This is a genomic window from Luteibacter jiangsuensis (assembly GCF_030812295.1).
GTDB lineage: Bacteria > Pseudomonadota > Gammaproteobacteria > Xanthomonadales > Rhodanobacteraceae > Luteibacter > Luteibacter jiangsuensis_A.
In genome coordinates this window covers 382749-399837 of record NZ_JAUSSK010000001.1, presented here as the reverse complement: position 1 = coordinate 399837, position 17089 = coordinate 382749, and the positions used below count along the sequence as shown (strand labels likewise).

Annotated in this window: 16 protein-coding genes and 2 pseudogenes; 9 read left to right on the top strand and 9 right to left on the bottom strand. The window is 64.0% G+C overall.

Annotated elements, in window-relative coordinates:
- The first annotated feature begins 4 nt into the window (after positions 1–4).
- Positions 5–211, top strand: coding sequence for a dodecin family protein (locus J2T07_RS01805; protein WP_306846852.1), 207 nt, complete (start codon positions 5–7; stop codon positions 209–211).
- A gap of 115 nt (positions 212–326) precedes the next feature.
- Positions 327–2117, top strand: a complete 1791-nt coding sequence (locus J2T07_RS01800; RefSeq protein WP_306846851.1) for a peptide-N4-asparagine amidase — start codon at positions 327–329, stop codon at positions 2115–2117.
- Positions 2118–2178: 61 nt separating this feature from the next.
- On the opposite strand, the gene J2T07_RS01795 is transcribed toward J2T07_RS01800, so the two are convergent.
- Positions 2179–2757, bottom strand: a complete 579-nt coding sequence (locus tag J2T07_RS01795; protein ID WP_306846850.1) for a helix-turn-helix domain-containing protein — start codon at positions 2755–2757, stop codon at positions 2179–2181.
- 2 nt (positions 2758–2759) lie between these two features.
- Entirely contained in the window at positions 2760–3209 is a 450-nt protein-coding gene (locus tag J2T07_RS01790; RefSeq protein WP_306846849.1) for a YybH family protein, read from the bottom strand.
- 408 nt (positions 3210–3617) lie between these two features.
- On the opposite strand from J2T07_RS01790, the gene J2T07_RS01785 reads away from it, so the two are divergent.
- Entirely contained in the window at positions 3618–5927 is a 2310-nt protein-coding gene (locus J2T07_RS01785; RefSeq protein ID WP_306846848.1) for a TonB-dependent receptor, read from the top strand.
- Positions 5928–6016: 89 nt separating this feature from the next.
- On the top strand, positions 6017–7168 hold the full coding sequence (locus tag J2T07_RS01780; RefSeq protein ID WP_306846847.1) for an FAD-dependent monooxygenase: 1152 nt from the start codon (positions 6017–6019) through the stop codon (positions 7166–7168).
- A 17-nt stretch (positions 7169–7185) separates the two neighbouring features.
- Here J2T07_RS01780 and J2T07_RS01775 read toward each other — a convergent pair whose 3' ends face one another.
- Positions 7186–7740 carry a hypothetical protein gene (locus J2T07_RS01775; protein ID WP_306846846.1) on the bottom strand — a complete coding sequence of 185 codons (555 nt, stop codon included), beginning with the start codon at positions 7738–7740 and terminating at the stop codon, positions 7186–7188.
- Positions 7741–7746: 6 nt separating this feature from the next.
- Positions 7747–8397: a DsbA family oxidoreductase gene (locus J2T07_RS01770; protein WP_306846845.1), complete on the bottom strand. Its 651-nt coding sequence runs from the start codon at positions 8395–8397 to the stop codon at positions 7747–7749.
- 144 nt (positions 8398–8541) lie between these two features.
- On the opposite strand from J2T07_RS01770, the gene J2T07_RS01765 reads away from it, so the two are divergent.
- Positions 8542–9483 (top strand): MBL fold metallo-hydrolase, encoded by a 942-nt coding sequence (locus J2T07_RS01765; protein ID WP_306846844.1) that lies wholly within the window; start codon positions 8542–8544, stop codon positions 9481–9483.
- Here J2T07_RS01765 and J2T07_RS01760 read toward each other — a convergent pair.
- On the bottom strand, positions 9453–10379 hold the full coding sequence (locus tag J2T07_RS01760) for an alpha/beta fold hydrolase (protein WP_306846843.1): 927 nt from the start codon (positions 10377–10379) through the stop codon (positions 9453–9455). The two genes, J2T07_RS01765 and J2T07_RS01760, sit on opposite strands and share 31 nt — an antisense overlap.
- Before the next feature lie 15 nt (positions 10380–10394).
- Positions 10395–11375 carry an NAD-dependent epimerase/dehydratase family protein gene (locus J2T07_RS01755; RefSeq protein ID WP_306846842.1) on the bottom strand — a complete coding sequence of 327 codons (981 nt, stop codon included), beginning with the start codon at positions 11373–11375 and terminating at the stop codon, positions 10395–10397.
- Positions 11376–11466: 91 nt separating this feature from the next.
- Here J2T07_RS01755 and J2T07_RS01750 point away from each other — a divergent pair, with 91 nt between their 5' ends.
- Entirely contained in the window at positions 11467–12357 is an 891-nt protein-coding gene (locus J2T07_RS01750) for a LysR family transcriptional regulator (protein WP_306846841.1), read from the top strand.
- 105 nt (positions 12358–12462) lie between these two features.
- Here the strand turns inward: J2T07_RS01750 and J2T07_RS01745 are convergent, their stop codons facing one another.
- Complete coding sequence (locus J2T07_RS01745) at positions 12463–14151, bottom strand: DUF3300 domain-containing protein (protein ID WP_306846840.1); 1689 nt, start codon at positions 14149–14151, stop codon at positions 12463–12465.
- Between the two features lie 12 nt (positions 14152–14163).
- Here J2T07_RS01745 and J2T07_RS19100 point away from each other — a divergent pair.
- The 3 genes and pseudogenes from J2T07_RS19100 to J2T07_RS01730 all read left to right on the top strand — a co-directional run.
- Positions 14164–14926, top strand: a pseudogene (locus tag J2T07_RS19100) (hypothetical protein); the annotation flags it as partial.
- Positions 14927–15056: 130 nt separating this feature from the next.
- Positions 15057–15377, top strand: a pseudogene (locus tag J2T07_RS01735) (M13-type metalloendopeptidase); the annotation flags it as partial.
- A gap of 25 nt (positions 15378–15402) precedes the next feature.
- Entirely contained in the window at positions 15403–15759 is a 357-nt protein-coding gene (locus tag J2T07_RS01730; protein WP_306846836.1) for a DUF488 domain-containing protein, read from the top strand.
- Here J2T07_RS01730 and J2T07_RS01725 read toward each other — a convergent pair.
- Both J2T07_RS01725 and J2T07_RS01720 read right to left on the bottom strand, forming a co-directional pair.
- On the bottom strand, positions 15743–16696 hold the full coding sequence (locus J2T07_RS01725; RefSeq protein WP_306846834.1) for a Dyp-type peroxidase: 954 nt from the start codon (positions 16694–16696) through the stop codon (positions 15743–15745). The genes J2T07_RS01730 and J2T07_RS01725 overlap by 17 nt on opposite strands.
- 9 nt (positions 16697–16705) lie before the next feature.
- Positions 16706–16972, bottom strand: a complete 267-nt coding sequence (locus tag J2T07_RS01720) for a hypothetical protein (protein WP_306846833.1) — start codon at positions 16970–16972, stop codon at positions 16706–16708.
- Positions 16973–17089: the final 117 nt, after the last annotated feature.

The window sequence follows — 17089 nt, the reverse complement described above, 5'->3', positions numbered from 1 at the left end:
TCATATGAACGCCATTGCGAAGACCATCGAGATCAACTCCTCATCCTCCCTCGGGCTCGAGGATGCCATCCAAGGCGGGCTGACCAAGGTGTCCCGCACCATCGAGAACATTCGCGGCGCCTGGGTCAGCGACATCAAGGTACGCACGAGTCCCGATGGCCGTATCACCGAGTGGCGGACGTGTCTTCGTGTGACGTTCGTCGTCGAATGACGATGGACGCGCGGAATGAGTCCTTCCTTGGAACGACATCCTGCAAGCTCCCGATAGTGGCCCTCATGCTATGTTCCACCCCGCAGGGGGCAGTACGTCGTGGGAGAACGTGCGCATGGCTTTCATCGATGGGGTGAGCCGCAAGAAGTTGCGGATGGGTCTGCTCGGGTGTGTCGCGGCGTGTGCCGCGCAGGGGGTTCTTGCGGCAACGGCGCCCGGCTTCGACCCAGGTTCCGCGAATGTCGCGGTCGCGGATCCTGTTGTTCCGCGGCCGCCGGGCAAGTCCTGTGTGGTCGAGTTGTTCAACGGTTTCACCTTCACCGATTTCTCGAATCATCCCTATACCTATGCGCCACCGGCCGGCTGCGGCAAGACGTGGTCGAAGGTGGTGCTCGAGGCGGACTTCTCGGTCACGGCCGGGCGTCAGTTCGACCGTACCGCGTCACTCTGGCTGGGCGGCGCCAATATCTATTTCGGCACTACCCAGGAGCCCTCCTCCACCGTCGCGCCGAGCTGGCACGTCGAACGCGACGTCAGCGACTTCGCCAGCCTGCTAGGCAACCCGCAGACCGGCCAAGCCATCCTGGGCAACGTCGTCAACGACACGTATACGGGCGTGATCAGCGGCTCCGCCAGACTGGTGTTTTATCCTGCCAACATCCTGGCACCGAAGGCCGACGCGCCAGACGCGGTGTATCCCCTTTCCGACGGGACCGACGGTGGCACGGTGACGCTCAACACGGGAGCCGACGTGCTCACCCGCACACTCACGCTGCCCACCAACATCGAACGAGCCTATCTGGACGTGTTCGCCCAGGGCCAGGGTGGCGACGAGTTCTGGTACTCGTGTGTTCCGGACGAAGTCGCCGATGAGGCGCAGAGTTGCGGCGGCGGTTCGTACCGCGAGGTGCAGGTGGCGATCGACGGACAACCGGCCGGCGTCGCGCCGGTGTATCCCTGGATATTCACCGGCGGTATCGATCCCTACATGTGGCGACCGACGCCAGGCGTGCAGACGCTGAACTTCCTGCCCTACCGGGTCGACATCACTCCATTCGCCGCATTGCTCAATGATGGCCAGCCGCATGCGCTATCCATCGGCGTGACCGGGGCGAACGGTTACTTTTCCGCGACCGGCAACCTCTTCGTCTATCTCGATCGTGGTCGCACGGCGCTGAGCGGTGCGGTGACCGTCAATACGCTGAAGGGCCAGCCTGCCATCGCCACCGTCGACAACACGCTGACCGACGTATCCGGCGTGGTCGGCGGAGCGGTCGCCACCCATGCATCGCGCAGCTTCCGTACCAGTGGTTACGTGGACACGTCGCACGGCCGCATCGTCACCGACGTCACGCAGACGGTCGCCTTCCGCAACACGCAGACCTTCGCCATCGACGCCACGCGTTACGAGCAAGCCATCGACCAGCTGTCGACGGTCGACAGCACGACAAAGACCCGGCAGGGTCGGTCGGGCCTCGCGGTGACGACGGAAGCGCACTACGACTTCCCGTTGCTGGCCAGCTTCAAGTACAGCTTCGACGAGGCAGGCAACATCGTTTCCGCCCCGAGCGCCGTGACCCAGGGCTTCTCGCGGCAGTTCTCGAAGAAGGTGGGTAGCCTGCTCCTCTACCGCAGCGACGTGGACAACAGCATCGATACGGCCGACACGCTGGCCTTCAGCGGTGGCGCGGTCACGGGACACAGCGGGCAGCGCAGCAGCCAGGTCTTCCGGTTCAAGGACAACCTGGGCAGCTGCTACGGTCGCGACATCAGCACCAGCGCCGGCTTGCTCACCGCGGCGACCGATGGAGGCGGCTGCCCGGGGAACCGCAACCGGCTGCTGTGGTTCACCCATCCGGATGGCTCGCCCGACACGTCACGGACGGAGGATCCGGGCATCTTCTGAACAGGTAATGCGTTTAAGGCGCCGCCGTTCGTGCGGCGGCGCCTTGCTGGCGATGCGCGACTCAGTCCTTGAATATCGCTGGTGTTCCGACCCAGATCATGCGCACTTCGGACTTGCCCACGTTACGCATGCTATAGGGATGTCTCTGGTCGAAGTGCGCGCTGTCACCGGTGCTCAGCACGAACTTCTTCCTGCCGACCGTCATTTCGAGCGTGCCGCTCAGGATGTACCAGAACCCCTCGCCTTCCCGATGGATCGTCGGCGCCGCGAGCCCGGGCGGAACGATCAGCCGGAGCGCTTCCATCTTGCGTTCGGCATGCCGGCCGCTCAACCGCTCGTAGACCACCGGCGACTCCAGATCGATCCGGTCGTGCTCGCCCGCCCGGCAAACGATCTGCCCCGGCGTGGGGACGCCGACGAAGTAGTCGACATCCACATCCAGCGCCTTGGCGATGGCTTCGAGGGACAGCAACGATGGGTAGGCGAGATTCCTCTCGACCTGCGAGAGAAACGGTATGGAAAGTCCTGAACCGTCGGCGAGGGATTGCAGGGTGAGCCCCAAACCGCGGCGTCGGTCGCGAATCGCGGACCCGATGCTCAGCCCGGCGGCCTTGTCCGGCGTCGCTTGTGCCCCCGCCATGGTTACGAGCTGTGGTCGCTACTGATCAACCAGCGCGAGCCAACCTTGTGGAAAAGCAGCGTCGTGAGCCCGGATACCTCGGCGCCGGTGTCCGGCTTCAGGTGGTAGCGGCCGATGACGAAGGCGTACTGTGTACCCAGCGGTTTGACATCGATCAGTTCCAGGGTGAGCTTGCCCAGGCTGGCACCCGGCTTCTGGAAGCGCGAGGCGTACATCGCTTCGATCGCCTCGTAGCCCTCGACGACGCCGCCCGCGCTCACATAACGGGTGCCTGGGGCACGCTCGTAGCACTCCATGAACGTCTTCAGGTCGCCGGACGACCACGCCGCAGCGCTGGCATCGAGCGTTTGTTTGATGGCCTGGGCGGTCGACACGGCCGGTGTTTCAGCCGACACGGCGGTGGTCGCCGACACGGCGCTCAATGCGCAGAAAAGCACGGACATGGTTTTCATGACACCCCTGGAACATGAGAGAAGTCGCTCTTCCACCAGTGACGTCCAGCATACTGGACGGCATCGAGTGGGACTCGTTTAGGCGGCCATCTTGCACTGCCATCCGATCGTAACGTAAAAGCTTGACGCCATCAAAACTTTTTGATCTGATCGAAACCAGGAAGCGTGCACCGCAGCAAAAAGCGGTTCAGACGGCTATACATCCGGTGCCAGGGGATCGAAGGCGCAGCCGGTCAGGGACATCTGGCATCAACCGAGCAAGGACCATCATCCATGGATTTTCGTCCGTGGGTCGATGTCCGGGGGCAATACATACGAACCATAGAACATGCTCTGTCGAAGAGCGTGCGCGAAGGGTTGCACGTTTCACAGGCCATCTTCCATCCAGCCGACTCGCCGGGGAGTTCCATGAACCAAGATCTCAAGCGCACCCTCCTCTACACCGCCCTGTTGTCGGTAGCCCTGGCCTCGGGTCTTGCGAACGCCCAGGAGGCAACCGCGCCGGCCAGCGAAAAGAAGAAGGCACAGGCCTCCGACACGCCGCAGACCCTCGAAGGCATAACGGTCACCGCCGCCAAGCGCGAGCAGGATATCCAGAAGGTACCGATCAGCATGACGGCGCTGACCGGAGAACAACTCGAACGCCAGGGCGTAACCAGCCTCGTCGACCTGGCGCGCATCGCGCCGTCCTTGACTGTCGCGTCCTCGGGTCCCGGCTCGAACAACCTGATCATTCGCGGCATCTCGTCGAGCGCGGGCTCCGCCGCCACGGTAGGCTATTACCTCGACGACGTACCCATCGCAGCATCCAGCAACGCCGCGCTGCTGTCGACGCGAGGCGTCATCGACCCCTCGGTGTTCGACATCGAGCGTGTCGAGGTGCTGCGCGGTCCGCAGGGCACGATCTACGGCTCCAGTTCCATGGGCGGCACGGTCAAGTACGTGACCAATCAGCCGGACCTGGATTTTGTGGAGGCGCGCATCAAGACGGACGTCTCGGGCACGTACCACGGCGGTCCGAACGCCAACGTCAACGGCGTGCTCAACGTCCCCCTGCTCAAGGACAAGGTGGCGCTGCGCGTGTCCGCTTACTACCGCCACGACGACGGCTATATCGATCGCTATCCGATCTCGCCGTCGAACTATCTCGAGGCGGACCCGGACGGCAAGAAGAAGGACAACGTCAACACGTACAAGACGTATGGCGCGCGCGTGGCGATGCTGATCAAGCCGGACGATACGCTGACGATCACGCCCAGCGTCATCTACCAGTATTCCAAGCTGGGATCGCCGTTCACCTACGACAAGATCCCCGCGACGCTCGACAACCCGTACCAGGTTCGCGACGTCAACGAAGCCAACGTACAGGAATCGACGATTTCCAATATCGCGATCCACAAGCAGTTCGATGCGTTCGAACTGATGTCGTCGAGCTCGTACTTCACCCGCAACGTCAACATTCGTGACGACAGCTCCAAGGTCATCAACTACTTCTTCGGCCTGCCGAGTGTCTATCCGACCACGATGTACGGCAGCTACAAGAACAAGGAGTTCACCGAGGAAGTGCGGGCGACCAGCAAGTTCGACGGTCCGGTGCAGGCGATCCTCGGCGCGTTCTATCACGACGTCCGCGCGCCGCTGGCCTCGTCCATTCCCTATCCCGGCGGGTTCAACCAGGCCTTCGACACGCCTTTCCCGGGGTACTCGACGATCTATCAGGGCGCACGCAACGCCACGCTCAAGGAATACGCCGTGTTCGGCGAGTTGTCCTGGAACATCACCGACAAGCTGAAGGCCAGCGCGGGCATCCGTGCCTTCGAGGTCAAGCAAGGCTTCTCGCAGAGCGGTGACGGCCTGCTCAACGGCGGCCCGAGCACCGTGCGCAGCAGTTCCAAGGATTACGGCAGCACGCCGAAATTCACACTGCAGTACCAGGTCAGTCCCGAGAACATGGTGTATGTGACGGCATCCGAGGGCTATCGGCCGGGTGGCCCGAACAATCCCGCACCGGCGGCATTGTGCGGCTCGGAGGTGGCCGGGCTGGGTCTCAGCCAGTCGCAGCTGAACAAGTACAACCCGGACACCCTGTGGAACTACGAGTTGGGGTTCAAGAGCGCGTGGTTGGATCGCCGCTTGCTGATCGACGCGTCCGTCTACCACATCGACTGGGACCATGTTCAGCAGCAGATCGTGCTTGGCTGCGGCTACAACATCACCGCCAACTTCGGCAAGGCCGTCAGCCAGGGCGCGGAGCTGGAAATGAAGTTCCTGCCCGTCAACGCGGTGACGTTGAGCGCCGGCTTCAGCTACAACGACGCGCACCTGAAGAACGATGTGCCAGGCACCTCGGCGAAGGACGGCGACCGCCTGGTGAACGTGCCCCGCTTCACCGGCTCGCTCGCGGCCGAGTATCGCCATCGCGTCAACGCGCAATACGACGGTTTCATGCGCGCCGACGTCAGCTACGTGGGGGATTCGAACTTCCTTTACGACCGGGAGAGCCCGTTCTATCGCCGCAAGGGTTTTGCGACCACCAACATCCGCGTGGGCGTGGAAGGCCGTAACGGCTTCGATATCTCGTTCTACGCCACCAACCTGTTCGACAAGCGCGGCGAAACCGACCTGCCGGTCGCCATCTCGGCCGACCTGCCGACCACGCGCCGCGTGGCGCTCAATCAGCCACGGACGATCGGGGTGACCTTGCAGTACCAGTACTGATGTTTCCGCTTGTCCAGCCCCAAAAGGGGTGTGTGCCATCGTGCGTCCATGGGAGAGAATCGCGAGTCGTCCCCAGCTAGCAGCCTCCCATGGCACCCACCGATTCACAGCCCGTCGTCATCGTAGGTGGCGGCATCGCCGGTCTGGCCACCTCGCGTGCCCTCAAGCAGCGAGGAGTCGATTCCCTGGTGCTCGAACGAAGCGCGCAGGCGGCCGACGGTGGCCTCGCCGTCAATCTTCCCGGTAACGCCATCGCCGCGCTCCGGCGGCTGGGCCTGACGGATGACATCGAACGGCTGGGATATCCCGTGCGCAAGCGCGAATATCGCACGGGTAGCGACCGTCTTCTGGCCGCCATCGACGAAGATGCGTTCTGGGGCGAAACCATGCGCCCACGTGCCGTGCGCCGCGCGGATCTCATGACGATGCTCGGCACCGGTCTCGACACGTCGGCCATCCGCTTCGGCACCACCATCACAGCCATTCGGCAGGACGCAGCCGCGGTACAGGTGAGCCTGACGGGTGGCGATACGGTCTCCGGTCGCCTGCTCGTCGGTGCCGACGGCGTCCGTTCCACCGTACGAGAGATGGTGATGGGATCGCCGGGCGTCATGACGGCCCGGCTCGCTTCGGCAAGTTGGCGCTTCATGGCGCCCAATCCCGGCGGCATCGACGGGTGGACGCTATGGACCGGCGAACACGGCATGATCCTGTTGCTTCCCGTCGACGATGCCACGGTCTACGGTTGGGTCTCCGTCAGGTCGACGGGCACTCCCGGCAACGATCATCATCACCTGGGCGAAGCCTTCCGAACGTTCCCCGAGCGCGTACGCAAGGCGTTGGACTGGGCCCTGGCGCATCCAGAGGATGTCTACCATTCGCCCATCGAGGAAGTGAGGCTGGCGAGCTGGACGAAGGATCGAGCCGTCCTCGTAGGTGACGCGGCTCACGCCACGGCACCGGTATGGGCGGAAGGTGCGGCATTGGCGATGGAAGACGCGCTCGTTCTGGCCGCGATAGTCGCCGATGGCGATGACGTGACGACGATCGGTCCACGTTTCGAGCAGGCCCGGCGGGACCGGGTGGCCCATGTACAGGCGATGACGGACCGGCTATCGAAGGCGGCTCGGTTACCCCATGCCGTTCGTACCCTGCTCATGCCGTTCATTACGCCTCGTAGCTATAGGGCTACCTACGAGCCGCTGAAGCAGCTCCAGGGGAGCCGGGCAGCCGGGGAGTGAACCTGAATTGACGCGGGCTACGTGCCTGTCGCTGCGTTCGTGGCGGTCACGCGTGGCCGGCCACCGACGAGTTCGAATCGGAAGGCGTAGTCGAGACTGAAAGCTGCATTCTTCTTTACCTGCCTGATGTTTCCCCGGCCGTCGTCCGATTCCTGCACGATGGTCATGGGAGAGAATGTCCATCCCATCACGGCGGTTCTGCACGCCTGGAATAATGCCTGGCGGTCCGGGTCCGGCGAGCTGTCGAGATCCCTCACGTCACTGACATGCCCGGCCTCGTCGACAATGGCCTTGACCCGGATCGTCGTCGGCGGCAACGCCTTTCCGACGAGGATCTCGGGATAGGCAGGAGGATCGTTCGTGATGAGCTGGGCGCCGAACGCGTGCTCGCTTTGCGTGAGCTTGTACTGTTCACTCGCGCTCGCCTCGATCCGTGAATAGCTGACAGCGCCTTCGCGATGCGTCGCATCGTCGTGTTTCGACGCAGGCGGGAGCGTGCCACAGCCCCCCGCCACGACGATGCCGGCAATCATGGTGACACGCGCCAGTCGCAACCTGAAGGTATCGATCATGTGCGGTCAAGCCGTAGCGTTGGCTATGCCGCGCAATTGCCGTTCGAACTCCTCGGGTGGCTGGCCTCCGGAAATCAGGTACTGGTCGTTGACGATAACGGCAGGTACGCCCGTGATACCGCGACTCTGCCAGAGGGCTTCGTCCCGGCGTACCTCATCGGCATGGCGATCGGATTCGAGCACCGCACGCGCCTCCACCGGATCAAGCCCCACCCTCTCCGCCTCCATGACGAGGGCATCATGGTCGCCGGGGTCGGTCTGGTCCGTGAAGTAAACGCCGAACAGCTGCCGGGTCAGCTCGCGTTGTTTCCCGTCCTTCGCCGCCCAGGCGATCAGGCGATGCGCATCGAAGGTGTTGTAGATGCGGCTCGCGTCCGAGGTGTTCATGGTGAAGCCCACCGCCGCCGCGCGTGCCTTGATGCGCTCGCGATTCTGGCGAGCCTCGTCGGCGGGAATGCGGTATTTGGCGACCACGTGTTCCACCGTATTCTCGCCGCCGGGTTGCATGCCGGGGTTCAGCTCGAACGGATGGAAAACGATCTCCGGCTCGATCACGTCGTGCAGACGCTCCAACGCGCGCTCGAGTCCACCAAGTCCGATCGCGCACCACGGGCACGCGATATCCGAGACAAAGTCGATCTTCATTTTCTGGGGCATGGGGAGTCGCCTGAAAGGGTCTACCCACCATCGTACACCGCCAAGGCCAACCCATCCGAACACTATCCTATCCCTCATGGGCGATGGCCGAAGGGAAAGGGATTCATGTAGTTTCGGATTCCCGGTTCATCGAGAACGGCCGTCATGACCCCGTCACCGACCAATGACACCGCGCTTCGCGCGGCCCAATCCGTCGCCACGGCCGCCCATGGTGATGCGACGCGATGTCCGAAGGTCACCTCGTTCTTCGACGAGGCGACCTTCACGGTCAGCCATGTCGTCGCGGACCCGGCGAGTACCGCATGCGCCATCATCGACAGCGTGCTCGACTTCGATGCCCCCAGTGGCCGGACCGCCACCCGCAGCGCCCAGCAATTGTTGAACCACGTGAACGAACAGGGCCTGCAAGTGCAGTGGATCCTGGAGACCCATCCCCACGCCGATCACCTGACGGCCGCCCCGTGGCTGCACGCGCGTACCGGTGGCCTCGTGGCCATCGGCGACCACGTCACCACGGTCCAGCGAGTCTTCGGCGACATCTTCAACGAAGACCAGCGATTCGCGCGCGATGGCCGTCAATTCGATCGACTCTGGGCCGATGGCGACACGTTCCGCATCGGCGGCCTGGACGCGGTGGCCCTGCACGTTCCCGGTCACACTCCCGCCTGCGTGGCTTACGTCATTGGCGACGCCGTATTCGTCGGCGACACGTTGTTCATGCCCGACTACGGGACGGCACGTTGCGATTTCCCGGGTGGCGATGCGCGTACGCTGTATCGTTCCATCCATCGGCTCATGTCGCTACCGGAGGACACCCGCCTGTTCATGTGCCATGACTACAAGGCGCCTGGCCGCGACACTTATGCCTGGGAAAGTACCGTCGGCAAGCAGCGAAGCAGCAACATCCATGTCCACGCCGGCGTGGATGAAGAGACCTTCGTGCGAACGAGGAAAGCCAGGGATGCGACGCTACCCATGCCACGCCTCATGCTCCCTTCCATCCAGGTGAACATGCGCGCCGGGCACCTGCCAGAGCCAGACGCCAATGGGGTGCGTTACCTCAAGCTGCCACTGGACTTGCTCTGAACCTCGCGCAAGAAGTCCAGCATCGCGCGATTGAACACATCCGGCCGTTGCAGGGGCGCGAAGTGGCTGACGGAATGCAGCAGGACAAACTTCCCACCCGGGACGGTGCGAGCGATGTACTCGGCATGCTCGCGTTCGATGAATTCGTCGTGCTCGCCGAGGACGCTCCACACCGGTACGACGATGTTCCGAAGCTCGTCGGGTCCGTAGTTCGGCTGGCTCGCCTGCATCACGGCGAGGTCGTCGCGCATCGCCTCGAAGCCGCCGGCGAGCGGTGAGAGCGCTGCGTACTCCCTGACGTGATGGTTGTAAATGCGCTCGATCACCGGGCTGGACCGGAACGGCTTGGTACCGGTGCGGTCGACGTTGCAGGCGAAGAAGAACACCCCCATGGAGCGACCCGGCGTTTCCCGCGACAGGACGAGCGCGGTATCGGCGCCATCGCTCCAACCGATGAAGGCAGCCTTGGCAACGCCAAGCACATCCATGACGGCGCGGGTGTCGGACGCCATGAGTCCATAGCTGTAGGGCCGCGACTCGCGGGTCGACCGGCCCTGCCCGCGGCTATCTATCAGGATGGCCGTGTACCCCGCGCCCACCAATGCGGGGACCTGATAACCCCAATTGCCTGAGTTTCCAAGGCCGCCGTGGAGCAGGACCACCGGCGGTCCCGAGCCGAGGCCGGCGTACCAGATACGAGCGCCCTCGTTGTCGATATATCCGCTGACGGCGGCCGCCGAAAGGGGCGGAACACCATGCGTCGCGAGGTGGACCAGATCGTCGTCATGAAATGGGTCGGCCATGGCGGGAGCATAGCCGCAGGGCCAGCAGGCTGGTAGCAACCTTCGCGGTTGCCATCGGCACTCAGGCACCGACGGCCGCGTCGCGGCCTGCATGCAGCGGTGCCTCCCTCAGCGAGGAAGGCAACCCAACCCGACCAGTGTCGCCTCCACCGCTTCGTCCAACGGCGTGTGCGGTTCTTCGCCGAGCACGTCTTTCAAGCGCGAACCCTCCATGCGCACCGGTACATCCCACAAGTAGCGCATCTCCCGCAGTTCGCGCAGCGTAGGCACGAAGGGCGCAGCCAGCCCGACCAGCCACCACGGGAAGGCGGAGACCTTGGGGGCGAGGCCATGGCGCCGCGCGACGCGGCGGATGGCCTCCGTCATTTCGGTACCATCCGGGTCCCAGTGTCCCGCCATATGGAATCGCGCGAACGGTTCGAGGCTGGTTCGTTTGCCAATCAGCGCCACCATCGTGCGCGCCACGTCGGGCAAGTAAGCCCATTGATGACCGACACCCGGCTTTCCCGGCCGCTGGATCGCCTGGACCGGTTGGCCCGGCTTGACCAAGCCCTGCGAGAACCAGCTGTTGCCTGCCCGCGGGCCGAAGAAATCGCCCGCACGCACCACGATGGCCTGGGCGCCGCGTGACGTGGCGTCGAGCAGGCGTTGCTCGAGAAGCACCCTGATCCGGCCTTTTCGGGTTGATGGATGTTGCGGTGCATCCTCGTCCAGACGTGCGAATGCGTCGGGCCCGTAGTTGTAGACCGTGCCAGGCAGCACGATGGTTGCCCCTTCCTCGATAGCCGCGGCGATCGTGTTGTCCACCATCGGCAGCACCCGTTCGGCCCAGTGGCGATAGCCTGGCGGGTTGACGGCATGCACGATGACCTTGCATCCGCACGCTGCATCCACGACGTCCTTTCGGTTCATCGCGTCGCCGCGCCGCCAGGCGATGCCATCGCGGTGTTCGGTGTCGGTGGCCAGATCGCGCTTCAACGCCCTCACTTGCCAACCGGCATCCCGGAGCAGGCGCGCGACTTCGCCACCTATGCCGCCACTGGCGCCCAGTACCAGAGCGTGGGAATCAGGGAACTTCGTGTTGGACATGCGGGCGTCTCCGTAAAGGGTGGAGACATGGTCGTTCGAGTCAACCTAAGCCGGAATTGCCGAACACCAACCATCTGCTATACATTTTTGTATGGAAAAGACCATGGGTTGGGAGTATTACCGCAGTTTTCTCGCCGTGCTCACGGAGGGGTCGCTGTCCGCTGCCGCGCGCAAGATGGGGATCACCCAACCCACCGTCGGCCGACATGTCTCGGCGCTGGAGGCGGCATTCAAGCAGGTCCTGTTCACCCGGACCCCATCCGGCCTCGTACCGACCGATGCCGCGAATGCGCTGAAGGGATACGTCGAATCCATGCAAAGCACGGCGGCCGCACTGGAGCGTGAGGCGCTCAGCCAGGAACAAGGCGTCCAGGGCACCGTCCGCGTGTCGACCAGCGAGGTTATCGGTGTCGAGGTCGTGCCTCGGGCGTTGGCCAGGCTCAGGCGCGAACATCCTTCGCTGAAGGTCGAGCTGATGGCGACCAATCGCGTCCAGGATCTGCTTCGGCGCGAGGCCGACATCGCCATTCGCATGTCACCGCCGCGGCAGGAAGCACTGGTCGCGCGCAAGGTCGGCCATGTCGAGCTGGGGTTGTTCGCGCACGCAGACTATCTGGCCGAACGCGGCATGCCGGCGGCGATCACCGAACTGGAGACGCATGCGCTGATCGGCTTCGATGAAGAGACCCCCTTCCTGAGGGCCGCCAGGGCGAAGTTCCCTGTTTGGAGCCGCGATGCGCTCACGCTGCGAAGCGATAGCGACGTGGCACAACTAGCAATGATCCGGGCAGGCTGCGGAATCGGCATTTGTCAGTCGGCCCTGGCCAGGCGGGATGAGCGCCTGGTGCGCGTCCTGCCCGATGCGTTCTCCTTCCTCCTCGAGACATGGGTCACCATGCATGGCGACCTGCGCGGCAGTCGCCGCTGCAGGGCCGTGTTCGACGCCTTGGTGAAGTGCATGCAGGATCACATCGACGCTTGAGGCGGCGGTTTACTGTTTGGCTTCGCTTCGGCTCATCGATCACCGACAGTTCTCAGAGCGATTCCGCGGGGAGGCGCAGGCCGGACGAGGACTTAAGATCGGGCTTCACCGATCGTTCTCCTTGTCTTTCTTCGGCTCAGGGCGATGCGGGGGTGGCGCTTCCGGGCGGTGTACCTGAGGGTGCGCCTGCGGTGCCGGTCGGGCTTCCCTCGGCATGTCATGTTCCTCGGGGCGCGGGCGCTCTTCGCGCGGCGGATGTTCCTCGAATGGGGGCTGGCGCGATTCTGCTTCGTGCCGCGACTGGACCTCGCGCGGTTGAGCGACCGGGTGCCGCGGAATTTCCGGTCGGGCTTGCGGCACCTGCTCTCTTACGGCGTGCTGCATTTCCTCCGCACGTGGCATTTCCTCCGCACGTGGCATTTCCTCGGCGCGTTGCGGTGGTTCGTTTGCCGGCCGCGCCCGCGGCATCTCCTGCGGCCGAGGCTCGAACGCGTGGGGTGGCACGGACGGCGCTTCAGGCTGGGGTCTCCTCTCCGCGGCTGCATGATCGGCGAAGCGCGAGCCGGCATCTGGCCGTGCGGCCATTCCTGCGCCTTCCGGCCGCGCCCCCTCCGGCCGCCCCGGGTGCGGCACCGGCGATGGCGCCGCGCTCCGGTAGCCGGCGTGAGCGAAGTCCGGAACGCTCATCTGCGCGGGACGCACATTGTCGTGGCTGTCGAAACGTCGATTGTCGACGTTGTTCGTGACGTTCCGGCCGTCATGGATGTTGTTCACCGTCGCGGTCGCACGATTGAACGAATCGCGATTGTTGACGATCGTGCCGTTGTTGATGTTGTTCGTCGTATATCGGTTCACCACCGTCGTGGAATGCGAGACATACGTCTGGTTGTTGTAGATCACGGCGGGACGATGCCAGCCGCCACCGTTGTAACCGCCACCCTCGTACCCGCCGTGCCAGTTCATGCCCCATGAATGCCATCCACCGTCGTGGTGGTCGAGCAAGGCACCGACCAGGACGCCCACGCCGAAGCTGACCGCGCCCACGGCGACCATGTTGCCGGTGCTGTACGACGACCGGACATAGGTGTACCGGGGATAGACGGCTTCTTCGCCGTACACGACGCCCGGGTCATAGCTGGGCACGTACACCGTGTCTTCCTGCGCCGGTTCGATCTCGATCACCTGGCGTGGCGGCGGGACCGCGCTCGATTCGTCCTCCTCCTGCTGTACCTCCGTCGTGGTGACGGGCTGGGTGGTCACGCGTTGCTGGGGCGATGTACGCAGGCTGCCGCGTTGCGCGGCACGTTCGCGCATCACCTGGATCGCGTTGAGCACGTCCGTGGGGTCGTTGACATAGGCCTGGCCGAGCGCCGTCGTCCAGTCCGCGTTCCTGGCCATCTGGTCCAACACCGAGGGAAAAGCCGTGAGCCCTTTCACGCTGGCATCCCATGGCTGTGGTTCCACCGCCGTCTGTAGCAACGCGCCCTTGAGCTTCGGATTTCGTGCAACGAGGTTGTCAGCCGCGGCGATCTGATCGGGATACGTGGAGCCGGCCAGGACCTGCGCCACCAGCTTGTCCGGGAACAACGCGATAGGTGCCACCAGCTGGTAGAGCTGGTCGGCCGTCGGTGGCGTATAGGCAGGTGCCTGCGGTTGCTGTGCGATGGTCGCCGCGGGGGCCGGTGCGGTCGACGGTGCCGCGGGCGCGCTATCTGGCTGCTGGCTGCACGCAGCCAACGTGCCGATACAGAGGGTCGCGCTGAGTGTCATGGCGGAAAAGCGTTGCTTGCTCAAGGAAATCGCTCCATGGTTGGCACCCTGTGTTGCGCCCGATTACGCTGGACCAGCCTTTCCTATCGCTTTCGCAGGCGCTCGATAACCATCCAGAGGCTGAATCCGGAGGGCCGCATGACGGAAATCCGCACCGCTGCTTTCGCTACGTTGCTTACCTGCTGCGCGGCAACGTCGGTTCATGCACAGACGCGCGGGCAACCGGAGATCAAGCCATTCGGCTTCGACATCGCCGGGATGGAGCGCACGGTCGCGCCGGGAACGGACTTCTACCGATATGCCAATGGTGCATGGGCGCGCTCCACGCCCATCCCCGCGGACAAGTCCAATCATGGAATGTTCACGCGCCTCGACGACCTCAACCGCGAGCGCGTCAAGGGCATCCTCGACGTGGCGCGGAAGGACTCGCATAGCAAGGCCGGCGCCGCGTACGCCGCCTTCCTCGATGAGGCGGCCCTCGACGCCAAGGGTCTGACGCCGGCCCGCCCCTGGCTGGATCGCATCGATGCCATCGCGACACGTGAAGACTACGCGCCTCGCCGCGCAAGCCACGCGCGAAGGTGTCGCCGTACCATTCGAGGTCGTCGTCACCCAGGATGATCGCGATCCCGATGCGTACGTGCTGAAACTCGGCCAGGCGGGATTGGGCTTGCCCGACAGGGACTACTACCTGCGGCGGGACGCGCAGATGGCCCAGGCACGCGTCGCCTATCGCGACCACGTGGCGCGCTTGCTGGTCATTTCGGGTATCGCGGCGCAAGACGCCTCGCGCCGCGCCGATGCTCTGCTGCGCATGGAAACCGATATCGCGAAGGTGAGCTGGAACCGGGTGGACGCCTACGGCGATGTATTGCCACGCGCGTTCGCAGAGGAGCGCTTCGCGTTTCGCGATCGCCTCCTGAGTCGCCCTGACCTTGGGCGAAAACATCGCCGATCTCTGCGGGTTGGTCATTGCTTACGACGCCTGGCGGCTCTCCCTGGAGGGAAGGCCTGCGCCCACGCTCGAAGGCTTCAGCGGCGACCAGCGTTTCTTCCTCGGCTGGGCGCAGATATGGCGTCTGAACTACCGCGCTGCCGACTTGCGGAAACGGCTATTGACCAACGCCCACGCACCTGCGGCGCAGCGCGTGTGGACATCGCGCAACATCGACGCCTGGTACAAGGCGTTCGATGTAAAGCCGGGCCAGGCATTGTATCTTCCGCCGGAGCAGCGGGTCAGAATATGGTGAGGCTGCCCAGGAAGAGGATACGTCGATGCGCAAGCCAGGCCTGACCATAAAACGAGTCTACGAAGCACCCGCGGAGGCCGACGGCATCCGCGTGCTGGTCGATCGGCTATGGCCACGCGGGATGACCAAGGAGCGCGCGGCGATCGACATCTGGGCCAAGGACATCGCCCCGAGCCCGGACCTGAGGAAGTGGTTCGACCACAAACCGGAGCGGTTCGAACCGTTCGCCGAATCCTATCGGAAGGAACTGGCGGCCAGCCCGGCGCCGATGGCCTTGCTTGCCGAACTGCATGGCCGTCACGCCACCCTGCTCTACGGTGCCCACGACCCCGCCATCAACCACGCCGTGGTGCTCGCCGCGTACCTCAAGGGCCTGCCGTAGGGGGAGGCGGGACTACGCTTGCGAGGAACGTCGCCGACGGCACGAAGAACAACGTGCCCGTCACCGCCTTGCTCACATCCAGGATGCGATCGTGGTTGCCGGGCGGATTGCCGATGAACATGTTGACCAGCATCCGCTCGATGCGGGCGGGCGAACGCGCGTAGCCGATGAAATAGGTGCCGAACTCGCCCTTTCCCACTTCACCGAAAGGCATGTTGTCGCGCACGATCTGCAGCTGCTCACCGTTTTCCTCGATGTTCGTCAGCACATTGTGTGCGTAGGAAGGCTTGTCGGCCTCCCTCAGCTCGACATCGGAGAGCTTGCGGCGGCCGATGATCTTCTCCTGTCGCTCCACGGGAATCGCATTCCATGCCTTCAGGTCGTGCAGGTATTTCTGCACGATGACATAGCTTCCGCCGGTGAACGCCGGATCTTCCTCGCCGATCATGGTCGCGGTGGCCGCATCCTGGCCCACCGGGTTTTCCGTACCATCGACGAAGCCCAGCAGGTCACGCTCGTCGAAGTACTTGAAGCCGTGCACCTCGTCCACCGTGGTCACGTGGGAGCCGATCCTCGACATCACCTCGCTGGCCAGTTCGAAGCAAAGATCCATATGCGTCGCCCGGATATGGAACAGGAGGTCGCCGGGTGTCGACGGTGCGTGGTGTACGCCCTGGAGCTCCCGGAAAGGGTGCAACGACGCGGGGCGCGGCGTGCCGAACAGGCGATCCCATGCCGCGGAGCCGAAGCCCATGACGCAGGAGAGACGGCGGTCGGGATGGCGAAAACCGATCCCGCGCAGCAGGGAGGCCATGTCGCCGCAGAGTTCGCGCACGGCCTCGTCGCCTCCCGGGTCGGGGCCTAGCGTCACGACCAGGAAGATCGCGGCGTGGGTGAGCTTCGCGGTAACGGGTTGGGAAACGACGGTATCAGTCACCCGTATTCCTCACGGCAACCATGCCCGCATCCAGGACTCGAACTGCCCGATCTTGTCGTCGTCCCACGGTTCACCTCCTGGCGGCATGCGTGGCGTCTCGGTGCCCTTCAAACGGGCAAGGACATGGCGCGCATTCGCATGATCCGGATACACGGCGTCGCCCCTCGGGTCGGCCATATAATCGAATTCGCGCAGCCTGACGCCCATGCCTCCCATGCACCGGGTATCGCCATCGGTAAAAAGTGGTGCTATGTCTTTGGCGAACGACTCGTTCATCGATCTCTCCCGGCTGCTTGCTTACGATTCCGGGATGCTAGGTCGTTAACGGAAGACACGGTACATGCGCGAGCGTACACATGGCGTTGCCCGGGGCGCAACAGTCGCGAGTCAACT